The organism is Comamonas testosteroni (genome assembly GCF_000761245.1).
Taxonomy (GTDB): domain Bacteria; phylum Pseudomonadota; class Gammaproteobacteria; order Burkholderiales; family Burkholderiaceae_C; genus Comamonas; species Comamonas testosteroni_C.
In genome coordinates this window covers 21,431-37,857 of the sequence record NZ_AWOR01000062.1, presented here as the reverse complement: position 1 = coordinate 37,857, position 16,427 = coordinate 21,431, and the positions used below count along the sequence as shown (strand labels likewise).

Sequence of the window (16,427 nt, the reverse complement as noted above, 5' to 3'; positions counted from 1 at the left end):
TGGTGCCCACGTTCACGTGGGGCTTGGTGCGCTCGAATTTTTCTTTTGCCATTTTTCCGACTCCGAAAAAACTAATTCACTGCAAGAGGATTTCGGCGCAACCCTATCAAGCGAGCGCACCAGAAAATGGTGCCCATGGCGGGAATCGGACCCGCGACCTCTCCCTTACCAAGGGAGTGCTCTACCACTGAGCCACATGGGCAAAGAAGCTGAAAAAACAACTTCAAAAATCTTTGCTCGCAAACTGGAGCGGGAGACGGGAATCGAACCCGCGTCATTAGCTTGGAAGGCTAGGGTTCTACCATTGAACTACTCCCGCACAGATTCACTACTGCACGTGACTGCTATTTCTAGCAATCGCTCTTCTCAACCATTGCTGGTGGAGGGGACAGGATTCGAACCTGTGTACGCGTTAGCGGGCAGATTTACAGTCTGCTGCCTTTAACCACTCGGCCACCCCTCCGAAGAGACTCGAATTGTAGCATCTATTTTCAGCTTAAAAAGAAATTTTGAAATTTCTTTTTTCTTACCGAAGATCGATGCTGGCGCGGCTGGCGGGGATCGAACCCACGACCCTTGGCTTCGGAGGCCAATACTCTATCCACTGAGCTACAGCCGCGAATCCGTCAGGCCGTTCGCACTGCCAACAACAATTCAACAGCCGCAATTATTGCACGGGTTTGGACACCCAAATCACAAATTCACCTGAAATCCCAAACCAGACAAGTAGACATCCACCGACATCGAACCGACCTTGACCAATGAGAAACTCCCCTCCGTCAATACCCAGCCATGTATAAGGCCTACAAAAAGAGAGTGCAAACCAAGGGCGGCCTCTTCCGGGGATACCGACAACTGCACGGACTGCCCCTGCGCTGCAGCCGCTAGGTCGTGCGCAAATTTTTCCCGAGCGAAGCCTGAACTTTCTATATGCTGCAAACGCACATCAGCCAGTTCGCCCACGTATTCCATTTTGAACAGCGCCGTTTCAAACACCTTGCGTCTGCGCTCATCCTCGTCCAAGCTCTCGAACACACATAGGATGGAGTGACGAATGCGCTCTAGCGGCAACAGGTCACCATACCTGTCGTCACAGATTTCTTCGAAAGGCAGGCATATGCGCCCAAGCATGGAAACAAAGACATCCATCTTGTCCTTGAAGTGCCAATACACCGCCCCGCGTGTAGCCCCTGCACGCTGTGCGATATCGCCCAGAGAGGTTCGAGATACCCCTTTCTCGAAAAACACCTCTTCAGCCGCATCCAGCAGCTTGGTGCGCGTCTCATCCGCTTCAGCCTTGGTTCTTCGAGCCATCACTCACCTTCCTCATCACTCGCCAGCGATAGCTCGCCGCGAGAAAAACCATTTCTCAGCTGCTTTACGCAGCGTTTTCAATTATACATTTATGCATGTATGTATAATTTCCTTAGCACCGATATGCAGGAAACCATCTAGGGTTTCCACCCGAATGAGCGCTCCACTGCGGACAGCGCTCTTTTCTCGTTTTCACAATGTCAACCGGAAGGACGTTCATGCACCCGATGTATGAAGCAAACCAGGCTCCCGACAATCAGTCCAACTCAGCCGCATCCGGCACCCGCGCCATGGTCATAGGCCTGGGCTTGGCTGCTGCATTGGGCCTAGTCGCATGCAGTGACAAAAACGCGGAAGCTCAAAAAGCACAAGCAGCCGCTCAGGCACAGCCACCCGAAGTAGGCGTAGTGACGGTATCCATGCAGAACGTGCCTCTGATCTCCGATCTGCCAGGCCGTCTGGAGCCATCGCGCATTGCTCAGGTTCGCGCGCGCGCAGCCGGCATCGTGCAAAAGCGCCTGTTCCAGGAAGGCTCGGATGTCAAAGCCGGCCAGGCCCTGTTCCAGATTGACAACACCCCGTACAAGGCCAATCTGCAGAGCGCTCAGGCGACCCTTGCACAGGCCGAAGCCAATCTTGCTCAAGCATCTGCCACCGCACGCCGCTACAAGCCGCTGGTGGAAGCCAATGCCATCAGCAAGCAGGAGTACGACACGGCCATTGCCAACGAGAAGGCGGCACTGGCACAAGTTGCGGCAGGCAAGGCGGCTGTCACCAATGCCAACGTCAACCTGGGCTATGCCAGCGTGACAGCCCCCATCTCTGGACGCATCGGCCGCGCTCTGGTGACGGAAGGCGCTCTGGTCGGCCAGGGCGAAGCCACGCAGCTGGCGACCATTCAGCAAGTCAACCCGCTGTACGTGAACCTGACCCAGTCCTCTTCCGACATCATGCGCATGCGCGAAGCGCTCAGTTCCGGCAAGTTAGCAAAGGTAGGTGACAACGCAGCGCGCGTCCACGTCTATTTGGACGATGGCAAGGAGTACGCACACACTGGCAAGCTGCTGTTCACCGACCTGACCGTGGACCCGACTACCGGCCAGGTCAGCGTGCGCGCGGAACTGCCCAACCCCGATGGACTGCTGCTGCCCGGCACCTATGTGCGCGTGCACCTGGAGCAGGCACAGGTCGAGAACGCCGCGCTGATTCCGCAACAAGCCGTGACGCGCAACGAAAAGGGCAACTTCGTCATGATCGTGGCCGAGGATGGCTCGGTGGCGCCGCGTCCCGTTCAGATTAGTCAGTCCAGTGGCACTAACTGGGTCGTCACATCCGGGCTGAAGGCCGGAGAAAAAGTCATGGTCGACGGCCTGATCAAGGTGGGCATGGGAGCCAAGAAGGTCAAGCCCGTCGAGATCAACAATGCAGCTGCCGGCGCACCAGCACAACCCTCTGCTGCGGCCCCCGCCGCACCAGCGCAAGAGAAAGCTGCTGCACCAGCCGAAGGTGCTGGCGAAGGCAAGGCAGCCAAGTAACAGGCACGATCCATGTCAAAGTTTTTCATCCACAGACCGATCTTTGCCTGGGTGATCGCGATTTTCGTGATCATTGCGGGCGTGATCTCCATCACCAAGCTACCGGTGGCACAGTTCCCATCGGTGGCACCTCCCACCATCAACGTGACAGCGACCTACCCGGGCGCCACGTCACAGACCATGACGGATTCCGTTCTGCAACTGATCGAGCGCGAAATCAACGGCGCGCAAGGTCTGATGTACATGGAAGCCTCCGCCCCTGCGGGCGGTCAAGGCACTCTGACCGTCACCTTTGCCCCCGGCACCAACCCCGATCTGGCGCAGGTGGACGTGCAAAACCGCCTCTCGCGCGTGCTGCCCCGCCTGCCTCAGGTGGTTCAGGCCCTGGGCGTGCGCGTTGACAAGTCCATGAGCAACTTCCTGATGATTCTGGCCTTCCAGGCCGAGTCCGGAGAGACCTCCCGTGACGACATTGCCGACTACGTGAACCGCAATGTGGTGCCTGAAGTCCAGCGTCTGGACGGCGTGGGCAAGGCACAGCTGTTTGCATCGGGTCGTGCCATGCGCGTCTGGGTGGATCCTGCCAAGCTCCAGGGCTTCGGTCTGTCGATTGCATCCGTCAACGCAGCGATTGCCGCGCAGAACCAGCAGATCTCCGGTGGCGCCCTGGGCAACCTGCCCAGCACACCTGGCACCACCACCACCGCCACGATCGTGGTGCCCGGTCAGCTGAGCACGCCCGAGGAATTCGGCGAAGTGGTGCTGCGCTCCAACTCCGACGGCTCCACTGTGCGCCTCAAGGATGTGGCCCGCATCGAGCTGGGCATCGAGAGCTATGCCTTCGAGTCCCGCCTGGATGGCAAGCCCGCCGTGGCGATGGCCGTGCAGCTGACTTCGACCGCCAACGCCATGGCGACAGCCAAGCTGGTCAAGGCCAAGATGGCCGAGATGGAGCCCTTCCTGCCTGCCGGTGTGAAGTGGTCCTCGCCCTACGACACCTCCAAGTTCGTGAAGATTTCCATCGAGAAGGTGGTGCACACGCTGCTGGAAGCCATCGTGCTGGTGTTCATCGTGATGCTGATCTTCCTGCAGAACATCCGCTACACCCTGATCCCGACCATCGTGGTGCCCATCGCATTGCTCGGCACCTTTGCCGTGATGCTGGTTGCCGGCCTGACCATCAATATTCTGGCCATGTTCGCCATGGTGCTGGTGATCGGTATCGTGGTGGACGATGCCATCGTGGTGGTGGAAAACGTCGAGCGCATCATGGCCGAGGAAGGCTTGCCGCCCAAGGAAGCCACCATCAAGGCCATGGGACAGATCCAGGGCGCCGTGGTCGGCATCACCGTGATTCTGGTGACGGTGTTCCTGCCTCTGGCCATGTTCTCCGGCGCGACCGGCAACATCTATCGCCAGTTCTCACTGGTGATGGCCATCTCGATCTTCTTCTCGGGCTTCTTTGCGCTGACACTGACTCCCGCGCTGTGCGCCACCATGCTCAAGCCCATCCCCAAGGGCCACGCGCACGACAAGAAGACCGGCTTGCTCGGCCCGTTCTACAACTGGTTCAACCGCAAGTTTGAAGCCGGTACAAGGCGCTATTCAACCGCTCTGTCCGGCGTGGTCAAGCGCTCCGTGCAGGCCTTCATCGTCTACCTGCTGGTGATCGCCGGTGTGGTCTTCATGTTCCTGCGGCTGCCTACGGCCTTCCTGCCAACGGAAGACCAGGGCTATGTCATCTCGCTGGCTCAGTTGCCTCCCGGCGCGAGCCTGGAGCGCACGAGCAAGACCATGGCTGAGCTGGAGAAGTTCGCCCTGAGCCAGCCTGAGACCGATCACATCGTGAGCATTCTGGGCTTCAGCTTCATGGGACAGGGCCAGAACGTGGGTCTGGCATTCACCACGCTCAAGGACTGGTCCGAGCGCACAGGCGCTGGCTCGGATGCCAAATCCTTTGCCGGACGCACCATGGGCGCCATGTCAGCGCTGCGCGATGGTTTCATCTTCACGCTGGTTCCCCCCTCCATTTCGGAGCTCGGCAATAGCGACGGTTTCACCTTCCGCCTGCAAGACCGCGGCAGCAAGGGGCATGCCGCCTTGCTGGCAGCCCGCAACCAGCTGGTTGCCAAGGCCAACCAGAGCCAGATTCTGGCCGGCGTGCGCTTTGATGGCGTGGATGACGCCCCCCAATGGCAGGTGGACATCAACCGCGATGCGGTCTATGCCCAGCGCGTAAGCATGGGCGACCTGGCCACCACGCTGGCGACCGCTCTGGGTTCGTCCAACTCCACGGACTTCCCCAACAACGGATTCATGCAGCGAGTGACCATCCAGGCCGATGCCGCCCGCCGCATGCAGCCCGAGGACGTGATGCGCCTGACGGTGCCCAACGCGCAAGGCCAGTTGGTGGAGCTTTCCACCATGGTCAGCGCCAAGTGGATCAGCGGCCCCATGCAGCTGACACGCTACAACGGCTACCCCTCCATGAGCATCACCGGTCAGGCCAAGCCCGGCTTTACCAGCGGTGATGCCATGAAGGAGATGGAAAAGCTGGCCCAGGAACTGCCCGACGGCTTCGGCTACGAGTGGACCGGCCAGTCTCTGGACGAGAAAAAGGCTGGCTCCTCGGCCATGCTGCTGTATGCGTTCTCCATCCTGGCCGTGTTCCTGTGTCTGGCCGCTCTGTATGAAAGCTGGAGCATCCCGCTGTCCGTGCTGCTGGTCGTGCCTCTGGGCGTGTTCGGCGCCGTGGCCGGCATGCTGATGCGCGGCATGCCCAACGACATCTACTTCCAGGTGGCGCTGATCACGGTGATCGGTCTGTCGGCCAAGAACGCCATTCTGATCGTGGAGTTCGCCAAGGACCTGCATGCTGAAGGCAAGAGCGCGCTGGAAGCCGCGCTGGAAGCCGGTCATCTGCGTTTCCGACCCATTCTGATGACCTCGCTGGCCTTTATTCTGGGCGTGGTGCCGCTGTACATCGCCTCCGGCGCCAGCGCTGCCAGCCAGAAGGAAATCGGCACGGGCGTGTTCTGGGGCATGGTGATCGGCACGCCGATCTCCGTGTTCCTGGTGCCCGTGTTCTTTGTGGCCGTGTTCAATCTGTTTGGCAAGAAGTCCAAGCAAGACTCCAACGCCACTCCCCCGGCGGCAACTTCTGCAGCACAGGGAGGCTCGCAACATGAATAAAACCTTGCTACCCGTAGCACTGGCCAGCGCGCTGCTGGCCAGCGGCTGCTCCTTCATCCCCACGTTGGAGCGCCCTGCCGCTCCGGTGGCCGAGCATTACTCTGCCGCCGACGAGCAGGCCGGCACCATCGCGGCCGCCGACATCCCCTGGCAGCAGTTCTACACGGACCCACGCCTGCAGCAGGTGATCCAGCTCGCGCTGGACAACAACCGCGACCTGCGCGTGGCCGTGCTCAATATCGAAAAGGCGCAGGCCCAATACCAGATCCAGCGCGCCGCCCAGTTCCCCGAGTTCGGTGTGGCAGGCAGCGCCAGCCGCCAGCCCAGCGCCACCACGGGCCGCTATGCCAACTCGTACATGGCGGGCCTTTCCATGCCCAGCTGGGAGATTGACTTCTGGGGCCGCATCGGCAGTCTCAAGCAGCAAGCTCTGGCCCAGTATCTGGCGACCGAGGAAGGCCGCAAGGCGGCCCAGATCAGTCTGATTGCAACGGTCGCCAACACGTGGCTGAACCTGCAGGCTGACGAGGAGCTGCTGGCCATTTCCCGTCGTACCCTGGGCACACGCGAGCAGTCCATCAAGCTGACCAAGCTGCGCCTGGACTCTGGCGTAGCTTCCGAGCTGGACTACCGCCAGGCTCAGTCGCTGACCGAAAGCGCACGCGCCACGCTGGCCCAGCAAGCCGGTCAACGCGAGCGCGACGTCAACGCCTTGACGCTGCTCGTGGGCCAGGCTCTACCTGCCGATCTGCAGACCAGCATGCAAGGCAAGCAGCTGCGCGATCTGCCAGCCCTGGCCGATGTGCCCTCGGGCCTGCCTTCTGACCTGCTGCTGCGCCGACCCGACATCCGTCAGGCTGAGCAAAGCATGATTGCCGCCAATGCCAGCATTGGTGCGGCACGTGCGCTGTTCTTCCCGAACATCTCCTTGACTGCCTCGGCAGGCTTTGTGAATTCGGAGGTTTCCGATCTGTTCAAGTCTGACTCTGCAGCTTTCACGATTGCGCCTTCGCTGTATCTGCCCATCTTCAATGCAGGCCGCAATCGCGCCAATCTCCAGGTTGCAGAAGCCAGCCAGAAGATTGCCGTGGCGCAATACGAAGGCTCCATCCAGTCGGCATTCCGCGAGGTGTCCGACACCTTGGTGAATCGCCGAGCACTCAAAGATCAGCTCGATGCCCAGTCGCGTCAGCTGGAGGCTGAGCAGGTTCGCTACAAGCTGTCGGACCTGCGCTACACCAACGGTGTGGCCAGCTACCTGGATCTGCTGGATGCGCAGCGTTCACTGTTTGCACTGGAGCAATCCGTGGTTCAGGTGCGCCTGGCGCAGCTGCAAAACCAGGTCAATCTCTACAAGGTGCTGGGCGGCGGCTGGACGGAGGCAGGAGCCGGCAACACCCCAGCGGCAGCAACTACAGTCCAGTAATCGGGCCATTTTCTGCACTCTCACACAAGGCGTCTTCGGACGCCTTTTTTCATGCCCGCCACAAATTGGCTGCACAAAGTTGATCCAACTCAACTCCTTTATGCAGCAGCCGTCAACCCGGATCGTCGTGCACTGGTGTTCTTAACCCTCACTTCTATAATGGTTTGTTAATTCCCATCCCACGATCTCAGAGGACTTCATGAGCGAGCAACACCACGAAGAAGCCCATACAGGCCCCATTAAAAAACCCAAGCAGTTGTTGCTTGCCGTCTTCTTCTCGTTTGTGGTTCCCATCTTCGTCATCATCGGTCTGGTCAAGTTCGTGACTTCGTCCGACACCACGGGCGCAGGTACGGCCAATGCCGAAATGGCCAAGGCCATGCGTCTACAAAAAGTGGGAACGGTGGAAATTCGCGATGCCAACCGCCCTCTGCGCGGTGGCGCGGAAGTCTTCAAGTCGCAATGCGCAGCCTGCCATGAAACCGGCGTAGCCGGCGCACCCAAATTCCAGGATGCGGCAGCCTGGGGCCCGCGCATCAAGCAGGGTCTGGAAACGCTGGTGCACTCTGCCCTGGCCGGCAAGGGTGCAATGGCGGCCCAGGGTGGCGGCGAGTTCAATGACACGGAAATTGCCCGTGGCGTGGTCTATATGGCCAATGCTGCCGGCGCCAACTTCCCCGAGCCCCAGCCTGCAGCCGGCGCAGCAGCTGGTGATGCCCCCGCAGCAGCACCTGCGGCCCCTGTCGCCGCTGCACCTGCAGCAGCTGTTGCAGCCACCGAGGCAGCACCCGCCGCCGCCGCGGCTCCCGCAGCTGCCGCGGCCTCCGATGTGGGCAAGAATATCTACAACACCACCTGCATGGCCTGCCACGCCAGTGGCGTAGCCGGGGCCCCCAAGTTTGGCGACAAGGCTGCCTGGGCACCTTTCATTGCCAAGGGCATGGACGATATGGTGCAGAAGGCCACCCAAGGTGTTGGGGCCATGCCTCCCAAAGGCGGCTCCACCGCTTCGGACGCAGACTTCAAGGCCGCCATTCAGTACATGGTGGATGCAGCCAAGTAAGCCCTGCTCTTTGCCCCGCAAAAACCGGCCTTTGGCCGGTTTTGTTATTTTTGACCAGAAGCCCCTTCTGTACACCAGTACAGGCAGCTATCAGACTTGATGAGCCTGCGGGCTAGGCATAAAACCAAACTTCAATGGCAACGAAGCGCTGTCGACCTCCTGCACCTCGGGCAGCACTCCGCCCTCCAGCGCATTCGCGGCATCCAGCATGTCCAGGCTGTGCACCATGCCCAGGCCCTGCGGCAAAACCAGGAAAAGCCGCCCCTGCTCATCGAGCAGCACCTGCTGCACCTGTTCGGGCGCAAGCTCCTGGCCCGTGTGGCTGATCAGCTGCAGACCATGCTCTGTGCATCGCAGACGCCATATCCATGGCGCGCTCTCCAGCTCCACATACACGCGCTGCGGGCCGTTCTGAAAATACCAGCGGCCGTCGGACTCGGCCAGATAGTTGCGACCGATGAATTCGGCCAGCTTTTCATGGCGCAGCAGACTGCCCCTGGCACCGGGCCGGCCGCTCGCAAACGCCCCGCAGGCCTGGGCCTGCTCGTCCCTGAGCCACCACTGGCCGCGTGCATCCAGACCCAGCCAGCCGCTGCAGGCCGGCACGTTGGGCCATTTCGCCATGGCCTGCTTCACGATGTCATCCATCACTCATCTCCTGATTATTCTGCAAACGCTCAGAGCCACTGCTCCAGCCATTCGGTCACGGCCAGCGGCATGGCCTGCACATGGGCGGGCCAGGCTCCGCTGGCAAAGCCCACATGTCCGCCGTGCGGTGGCTGCCATAGCTGCACGGCTGCGCTCACCTCATCGGGCGTGGGCAGGCTGTGCGCCGGCACAAACGGATCGTTGCGCGCATTGAGCAGCAACAAGGGCACGGCCACTTGCTTGAGCAGGGGCTTGGCCGATGCCCTGCGCCAGTAATCATCGGCATCCCTGAAGCCATGGACCGGGGCCGTGAACACATCGTCAAAATCATGCAGGGTGCGCGCGCGCTGCAGCAGCTGCCTGTCGAACAGCCCCGGTGCCTGCTGCCATTTGGCCAGTGCCTTGGGCACCAGGGTACGCATGAAGACGGGGGTGTAGAGCCAGCGATTGAGCCCCTGGCCCAGATTGACGCCTCCGGCCACCAGATCCAGCGGCGCACAGATCACTGCCGCGCCCTTGACGAGCTCTGCAGCCGCCTGCTGCTGCAGCCCGGCCCAGCGCGCAAGGGCATTGCCGCCCAACGATACCCCCATTGCCAGCAATTCGCCGCTCGCGCCTTGCTGCAGTCGTCGCAAAATCCAGTCCACTTCGTCCGCATCGCCGGAGTGGTAGGCGCGCAGCAGGCGATTGGGCTCACCGCTGCAGCCGCGAAAATGCGGCACGGCCAGATGCCAGCCGCGCTGCGCGCAGACCTGCGCCAGGGCCTTGGCGTAGTGACTCGAGGACGAGCCTTCCAGGCCATGAAACAGCACCAGAGTGGGAGCGTTTGCACCTGCCGGATGACTTGAAAAATCAATATCAATGAAGTCGCCATCAGGCGTATCCCAGCGCTCGCGCCGCCACACAGGAAACACCCCGCCCTTCGCATAGAGTGCAGCCCAGATGGTCTGGACATGACCTCCGGGCTGCCACCAAGGTGCACGAAATTGTTCGAAATTCATGAGGGACCCAGCCAGCTCTGCAGCTCTGACCCCAAAGCGTCTTTCTGCGCCGAACGCCAGACCAGTTCAGGCGGAGCCACATGAATTCCCGGCGGTGCCTTGAGCAAGGCCGCCTCCACCAGACGGGCCACATGCATGGCGCGCACAGGACGCTCCGTCTGCGGCAGCATATAGCTGAGCGCCGAAAGCATGGTCTTTGCCGTGCGATGCAGCCAATGGCCGTCATTTATTTTCTGGGCTTCTCTGGCCGAGCGCACAAAAATCAGCCGTTCGAAGCCCAGCGCGGCCACGCCTTGCTCATTGAGATTGGCCAGCCCCTGCTTCAGAGCCTGGGGCAGGCTGCCCATATCGTGAGGCAGTACCACAGCGAGCGTGTGCACACCACAGCGCCGCATCCACTGCGCCACCGCTGGCAGCTGATCCGGCTGAGGCGTCCACAAGGCTCGCTCGCGCTGGTAATAGGGACGCGGAGGCTCGAACATGATGAGGCCCACATCGGCATGCTGCACAGGCCATTGCTGCACATCGCCATCCTGCCGCGTCAGCAACTCCATGCCACGCAGGCCCTGGACGTAGGGTTCGCGCGCCAGCACCTGGACCAGCCCATAGTTCTGCGCACCCACCACGCGGCTGAGCACCTCGTTGCCCAACGACCCCGTGGCGCCCGCCAGCAGCAGGCGCGGCAAGGCCGCAGTTTTCGGGCCGGGACGCTGCGCGCCACGCAGGGCATCGAGTGGAGAAACAGTGGACATGATTGCAATGCTAGCGCCGCTCGGCAGCGGACAGGACGACAAGCCCCGCGCGCACACTTCCCGGCTAAGCCCTTATGCTATGGTTTCCGTCTCAATTTCGTGAATGGAAACACCCATGAAACGCTGGCTTCTGGCAATCGCAACTGCGGCCTCCATGCTCTCCCTCACGGGCTGCGGCTATAACGACTTTCAGCGCCTGGATGAAAAATCCAAGGCCGCCTGGAGCGAGGTGCTGAATCAGTACCAGCGCCGGTCGGACCTGATTCCGAACATAGTCGCCACAGTCAAGGGTGAGGCCAACTTCGAGCAGGAGACGTTGACCAAGGTGATCGAAGCACGCGCCAAGGCCACCTCGATTCAGGCCACTCCCGAGCTGATCAACAACCCCGAAGCCTTCAACAAGTTCCAGCAGGCACAGGGCGAGATTTCCAGCGCACTCTCGCGCTTGATGGTGGTCGCGGAAAGATATCCCGAACTCAAGGCCAACCAAGCGTTCCGCGATCTGCGCGTGACGCTGGAGGGCACGGAAAATCGCATCACCGTGGCGCGCAACGAATACATAGGCACCGTACAGGCCTACAACGTGCTGGCGCGCAGCTTCCCCACCAATATCACGGCCAAGGTATTCAGCTACAAGGTCAAGCCCAACTTCACGGTGCAAAACGAAGCCCAGATATCGCTGCCACCGGCCGTCGACTTCTCAACGCCCGCAGCGCCTGCTGGCAACAAGTAATTGCAGGCTTCCGCTTCAAAAACCATGCCCCACATACCTCAAGCTCTTATCCATAAAGCGCTTGCAGCTATTGTTTTTGCATGGCTGGCACTGCTTGCTGCACTGCCAGCCTGGGCGCAAGGTGCTGCAGGCACGCAACTGCAGCCTGTGCCGGAGCTCACTGCACGCGTCATCGACCAGACCGACACGCTGAGCACCGGCGATCTGCAATCGCTGAGCGAGCAGCTCAAGAAGCTGGAGGATGAGACCGGCGCCCAGGTCGCTGTCCTCATGGTTGCCACCACGGCCCCGGAAGATATCGCCGCCTATGCCTGGCGTGTGGCCAGCAGCTGGAAGCTGGGACGCAAGGACATAGGCGACGGCTCTCTCATCATCGTGGCCAAGAACGACAGGCGCATGCGCATCGAAGTGGCGCGCAAGCTGGAAGGCGCCATTCCCGACATCCAGGCTGCACGCATCATCGACGCAGCCATGAAGCCGCGCTTTCGCGCCGACGACTATGCGGGTGGACTGTCTGCCGCCATCGAGCAGATGAGCCTGCTGATTCATGGCGAGAAACTGCCCGCACCGCTGTCCCAGCCGCGCAAGTCCGGCAAGTCCTGGGCCGACCAGCTGGACTTTCTGCTGCCTCTGCTGTTCTTCGGTTTTCCGATCGGGATTGCCATCGCCCGCGCCATCTTTGGCCGCGTGCTGGGTTCGCTGCTCATTGGCGGCATTGCCGGGGTGGCCGCCTATGTGGTCACCACCAGCCTGTTGATTGCGGGCGTGGCAGGATTTCTGGGCCTGATCTTCACCCTGCTCTCCAATCTCTCGCGGGGCGGGGGCGGGCCATATATCAGCACCGGCGGGGGCGGCGGCTGGAGCAGCGGCAGTGGAGGCGGCTTCAGCTCGGGGGGCGGGTTCAGCTCCGGTGGCGGCGGCAGCTTTGGTGGCGGTGGCGCCTCGGGGGATTGGTGAAATGAGCAATATCTTCCAACGTCTGGCACGCCTGGTGCGACACCGCTGGGCCGAACAGCATCTGCGCAAGGCCTTGCCGCCTGCCACGCTCAAGGAGCTGGAACTGCTGATTGCCAAAAGCGAGCTGGGCCACACCGGCCAAGTCCGCATCTGCGTCGAGGCCGGCCTGCCCTGGAGCTATATCTGGCGCGATGCCACGGCCCGCCAGCGTGCGCTCTCGCAGTTCGCCAAACTCCATGTCTGGGACACGGAGCACAATAACGGCGCCCTCATCTACCTGCTGCTGGCCGACCACGCCATAGAAATTGTGGCCGACCGCGCCCTGGACCGCACCATGAGCGCCGAGCAATGGCAAACGTTGATCAGCGATATGCAGTCCGCCTTCCAGGGCGGGCATTTCAGCGTGGGCCTGGTATCGGCATTGGAGCGCGTCAACCGGCAACTGCAGGCGCATTTCCCGCGCAAATCCGCGGCCAACACGCAGCGAAACCTGCCCGATACGCCCGTGGTCCAAAGGCATCTGCCGGGCCGCAGCCGCTGATCCGGTTCTGCAGCCGCATCCGCCGGCTGCAGAACCCACAAGCCTCAGGCCAGCACATGTCGCCCATACGGCGAACACAGCCAGAGCGCGGCCGCCACATTGATCAGGACCATGAGCCAGAACTGCAGCTGAAAGCTGGTCTTGCTGCTTTTGTGGCGCAGCCACTGCTGGGCCAGCAGGGCACCGGGCCAGCCTCCGGCCAGCGCCATCGTCTGCAGCGTTTTTTCCGGCGTGCGCCACTGCCCCTTCTGGGCGGCCCATTTGTCCTGCCAGTAGGCCATGAAGGTCAGCATGCTCAGGCCCGCATAGACCAGCCAGAGGATGCGCGGTACGCCCCAGATGACGGCGGCGGCCAGCATCAGCAGCAGCCAGACCAGCAACACCCCATAGCTGAAGCCGCTGGAGGCATGCCAGCCCTGAGGCTGCGTACGCGAGGACTGCAAGCGCCCTGCAGACGGGCTGTTGCGCCGCACCGAAGAGGAGCGGGCCTGAGGCACTGAGCCGCCAGCGCGCCATGCAACCTGAAGCGCGCGCTTTCTGCCCTGCTCCATGCCGACGGCAAACTCCAGACGCAGACCGGGCTGAGGACGCTGCTCTGCGGGCGGGCGCGGCTCAAAAGCACTGATATGGACAAACAGGCGCTCGCCTCCGCCATCGGCCTCTATCCAGCCAAAGCCACGCTCGTCATTCCATTGCGTCAAGGTACCTCTGTAGCGCATCTCCGTCCTCTGTTGTTTTTGACACCGTGAACGGGCCCGGCGATGCAAAAAGCAGGCGGATCCCGTCCAGAAAAAACCTTTTTCACTGCATGGCTGTGTTAGTTTTGGGGCAGCCGTATTTTCTTAAGAAAGCACTCAAGCATGCAGAAATCCCTGTTCTCTCTGGCCGTTATCAGCGCTGCCCTGGCACTGAGCGCCTGCTCCTCCATCAGCCCCAGAGGCGCCGAAGCACCGGCTGAATACGACTACGCACTGAGCTGCAAGCTCAAGGAAGATGACCCCAAGAAGTGCGAAGCCCAGATTCGCGCTCTCTGCGAAGACCCCAGCAAGGCCGTGGTACGCAAATCGCGCCATGTGGACCCCAAGGACAACTCGGTGGTCTACGGCTATCAGGCTGCCTGCAACGGCTAAGCCCTGCAGCACTCCGACATATGGAGTGCTTCGGGCCTTGTCTCCGAGGTATCGGGCGCAATGCGCCTGAAACTCAGTACTGAGCCGGCATGAAAAAGCCACCGCATGCGGTGGCTTTTCTTGGCTGATACAGGTGCTCCAGGGCACCAGACATCAACGCTTTTGGCGGTACTTGCGCAGAGCGGCAACCTGAGCCGCCATGACGGCCAGCTCGGACTGTGCACGGGCAATGTCCAATTCGCCCTTGGCGTTCTTCAGGGCTTCCTCGGCGGCAGCCTTGGCCTTTTGCGCCTTTTCATCGTCCAGATCCTTGCCGCGGATGGCGGTGTCGGACAGCACGGTCACGCAGTTGGGTTGCACTTCCAAAATGCCACCGGCCACGAAGACGAACTCTTCGCTGCCATCAGGCATTTCGATGCGCACCGAACCCGGCTTGATGCGGGTGATCAGCGGTGTGTGGCGGGGATAAATGCCCAGCTCGCCCGCTTCGCCGGGCAAGGCGACAAAGCGCGCTTCACCGGAGAAGATGGACTCTTCGGCACTGACCACATCAACGTGAATAGTGTTCATCTTTGCTCCTAGAAAAGGTAAAAACTGGTCCTAAAACAAGCACACCCCAAGCCAGAGACGCCGAGCAAGGGCCGCCCCGCAGCGAGGGCGTCGTCCCCCTCCTGAAAGAGAGGGGGAAGCGGCGCAAGCCGCTCAGGGGGTGCAAGCCAGTTAGGCTGCCAGCTTCTTGGCCTTCTCGAAGGCTTCGTCGATGGTACCAACCATGTAGAAAGCCTGTTCGGGCAGGTGGTCGGCTTCGCCGTTCACGATCATCTTGAAGCCACGGATGGTTTCAGACAGGGGAACGTACTTGCCGGGAGCGCCGGTGAACACTTCAGCCACGTGGAAAGGCTGCGACAGGAAACGCTGGATCTTACGAGCACGAGCCACGGTCAGCTTGTCTTCGGGAGCCAGTTCGTCCATACCCAGAATCGCGATGATGTCGCGCAGTTCCTTGTAGCGCTGCAGTGTGCCCTGCACTTGGCGAGCCACCTTGTAGTGCTCTTCGCCAACCACTTGGGGGTCCAGCTGACGGCTGGTGGAGTCCAGAGGATCCACAGCGGGGTAGATACCCAGCGAAGCGATGTCACGGGACAGCACCACGGTGGAGTCCAAGTGAGCAAAAGTGGTGGCGGGCGAGGGGTCGGTCAAGTCATCCGCTGGCACGTAAACGGCCTGGATGGAAGTGATTGAGCCAACCTTGGTGGAGGTAATACGCTCTTGCAGCTTACCCATTTCTTCAGCCAGGGTAGGCTGGTAGCCCACGGCGGAAGGCATACGGCCCAGCAGAGCGGACACTTCGGTACCGGCCAGTGTGTAGCGGTAGATGTTGTCCACGAAGAACAGCACGTCCTTGCCTTCGTCACGGAACGACTCAGCCATGGTCAGGCCGGTCAGCGCCACGCGCAGACGGTTTCCTGGGGGCTCGTTCATCTGACCGTAAACCATGGCAACCTTGGACTCGCCCAGGTTCTCTTGGTTCACAACGCCAGCGTCGGACATTTCGTGATAGAAGTCGTTACCTTCACGGGTACGCTCACCCACACCAGCGAACACCGACAGACCGCTGTGGGCCTTGGCGATGTTGTTGATGAGTTCCATCATGTTCACGGTCTTGCCCACACCGGCACCACCGAACAGGCCCACCTTACCGCCCTTAGCGAAGGGGCAGACCAAGTCGATCACCTTGATGCCGGTTTCCAGCAGTTCCTGCGACGGCGACAGTTCGTCGTAAGCAGGAGCCTTGCGGTGAATGGCGGCCGTCAGGGTCTGATCCACGGGACCACGTTCGTCGATGGGGTTGCCCAGCACGTCCATGATGCGGCCCAGGGTAGCCTTACCCACGGGAACAGTGATGGGGTTGCCGGTGTTGGTGACCATCAGGCCACGCTTCAGACCGTCCGAGGAACCCAGGGCAATGGTACGCACCACGCCGTCGCCCAGCTGCTGCTGAACTTCCAGGGTCAGGGCCGAGCCTTCCAGCTTCAAGGCGTCATACACCTTGGGCACCTGGCCGTGGGCAAACTCCACGTCCACCACGGCGCCGATACATTGAACAATCTTGCCTTGTACTTGAGCCATTTTTT

General features: G+C 61.1%; 15 protein-coding genes and 4 tRNA genes. 8 read left to right on the top strand and 11 right to left on the bottom strand.

Annotated elements, in window-relative coordinates; all coding sequences use genetic code 11:
- Positions 1 to 127: 127 nt before the first annotated feature.
- The 5 genes from P353_RS18170 to P353_RS18150 all read right to left on the bottom strand — a co-directional run bounded on the left by P353_RS18170 (position 128) and on the right by P353_RS18150 (position 1,314).
- Positions 128 to 202, bottom strand: a tRNA-Thr gene (locus P353_RS18170).
- A 43-nt stretch (positions 203 to 245) separates the two neighbouring features.
- Positions 246 to 319: transfer RNA gene (locus P353_RS18165), tRNA-Gly, on the bottom strand.
- 58 nt (positions 320 to 377) lie between these two features.
- A tRNA-Tyr gene (locus P353_RS18160) sits at positions 378 to 463 on the bottom strand.
- Between the two features lie 80 nt (positions 464 to 543).
- Positions 544 to 619 (bottom strand) — tRNA-Arg (locus P353_RS18155).
- Positions 620 to 693: 74 nt separating this feature from the next.
- On the bottom strand, positions 694 to 1,314 hold the full coding sequence (locus P353_RS18150; protein ID WP_003065361.1) for a TetR family transcriptional regulator: 621 nt from the start codon (positions 1,312 to 1,314) through the stop codon (positions 694 to 696).
- Positions 1,315 to 1,541: 227 nt separating this feature from the next.
- Between P353_RS18150 and P353_RS18145 the strand changes: the two genes are divergently transcribed.
- The 4 genes from P353_RS18145 to P353_RS18130 all read left to right on the top strand — a co-directional run bounded on the left by P353_RS18145 (position 1,542) and on the right by P353_RS18130 (position 8,530).
- On the top strand, positions 1,542 to 2,849 hold the full coding sequence (locus tag P353_RS18145) for an efflux RND transporter periplasmic adaptor subunit (RefSeq protein WP_052084925.1): 1,308 nt from the start codon (positions 1,542 to 1,544) through the stop codon (positions 2,847 to 2,849).
- Between the two features lie 12 nt (positions 2,850 to 2,861).
- Complete coding sequence (locus tag P353_RS18140) at positions 2,862 to 6,041, top strand: efflux RND transporter permease subunit (protein WP_034372569.1); 3,180 nt, start codon at positions 2,862 to 2,864, stop codon at positions 6,039 to 6,041.
- Positions 6,034 to 7,467, top strand: coding sequence for an efflux transporter outer membrane subunit (locus P353_RS18135; RefSeq protein ID WP_034372566.1), 1,434 nt, complete (start codon positions 6,034 to 6,036; stop codon positions 7,465 to 7,467). Before P353_RS18140 ends, P353_RS18135 begins: the two co-directional genes overlap by 8 nt.
- Before the next feature lie 199 nt (positions 7,468 to 7,666).
- A complete protein-coding gene (locus tag P353_RS18130; RefSeq protein ID WP_034372563.1) occupies positions 7,667 to 8,530 on the top strand; it encodes a c-type cytochrome in 864 nt (287 codons plus the stop codon).
- 90 nt (positions 8,531 to 8,620) lie between these two features.
- On the opposite strand, the gene P353_RS18125 is transcribed toward P353_RS18130, so the two are convergent.
- From P353_RS18125 to P353_RS18115, 3 genes are read right to left on the bottom strand one after another with little or no spacing between them, the layout of a single operon-like run.
- The gene (locus P353_RS18125; protein WP_034372560.1) at positions 8,621 to 9,178 is read right to left on the bottom strand and encodes a DUF2946 family protein; all 558 of its coding nucleotides are present in this window, start codon (positions 9,176 to 9,178) and stop codon (positions 8,621 to 8,623) included.
- 29 nt (positions 9,179 to 9,207) lie between these two features.
- Entirely contained in the window at positions 9,208 to 10,179 is a 972-nt protein-coding gene (locus P353_RS18120) for a YheT family hydrolase (RefSeq protein ID WP_034372557.1), read from the bottom strand.
- On the bottom strand, positions 10,176 to 10,931 hold the full coding sequence (locus tag P353_RS18115) for a hypothetical protein (protein WP_034372555.1): 756 nt from the start codon (positions 10,929 to 10,931) through the stop codon (positions 10,176 to 10,178). The genes P353_RS18120 and P353_RS18115 overlap by 4 nt, the downstream gene beginning before the upstream one ends.
- Before the next feature lie 115 nt (positions 10,932 to 11,046).
- On the opposite strand from P353_RS18115, the gene P353_RS18110 reads away from it, so the two are divergent.
- Genes P353_RS18110 through P353_RS18100 form a run of 3 tightly spaced genes read left to right on the top strand, consistent with a single transcriptional unit; the run spans position 11,047 to position 13,162 of the window.
- The gene (locus tag P353_RS18110; protein WP_034372552.1) at positions 11,047 to 11,664 is read left to right on the top strand and encodes a LemA family protein; all 618 of its coding nucleotides are present in this window, start codon (positions 11,047 to 11,049) and stop codon (positions 11,662 to 11,664) included.
- Positions 11,665 to 11,688: 24 nt separating this feature from the next.
- Positions 11,689 to 12,621 (top strand): TPM domain-containing protein, encoded by a 933-nt coding sequence (locus P353_RS18105; protein WP_052084924.1) that lies wholly within the window; start codon positions 11,689 to 11,691, stop codon positions 12,619 to 12,621.
- A gap of 1 nt (position 12,622) precedes the next feature.
- Positions 12,623 to 13,162 (top strand): TPM domain-containing protein, encoded by a 540-nt coding sequence (locus P353_RS18100; RefSeq protein ID WP_034372549.1) that lies wholly within the window; start codon positions 12,623 to 12,625, stop codon positions 13,160 to 13,162.
- A gap of 44 nt (positions 13,163 to 13,206) precedes the next feature.
- Here P353_RS18100 and P353_RS18095 read toward each other — a convergent pair whose 3' ends face one another.
- Entirely contained in the window at positions 13,207 to 13,881 is a 675-nt protein-coding gene (locus P353_RS18095) for a DUF1294 domain-containing protein (RefSeq protein ID WP_034372547.1), read from the bottom strand.
- Positions 13,882 to 14,022: 141 nt separating this feature from the next.
- On the opposite strand from P353_RS18095, the gene P353_RS18090 reads away from it, so the two are divergent.
- Entirely contained in the window at positions 14,023 to 14,292 is a 270-nt protein-coding gene (locus P353_RS18090; protein WP_034372544.1) for a hypothetical protein, read from the top strand.
- 153 nt (positions 14,293 to 14,445) lie between these two features.
- On the opposite strand, the gene P353_RS18085 is transcribed toward P353_RS18090, so the two are convergent.
- Together P353_RS18085 and atpD are read right to left on the bottom strand one after the other, a co-directional pair.
- Positions 14,446 to 14,862, bottom strand: coding sequence for a F0F1 ATP synthase subunit epsilon (locus tag P353_RS18085; RefSeq protein WP_034372540.1), 417 nt, complete (start codon positions 14,860 to 14,862; stop codon positions 14,446 to 14,448).
- Between the two features lie 150 nt (positions 14,863 to 15,012).
- Positions 15,013 to 16,422: a F0F1 ATP synthase subunit beta gene (gene atpD, locus P353_RS18080; protein WP_003065399.1), complete on the bottom strand. Its 1,410-nt coding sequence runs from the start codon at positions 16,420 to 16,422 to the stop codon at positions 15,013 to 15,015.
- Positions 16,423 to 16,427: the final 5 nt, after the last annotated feature.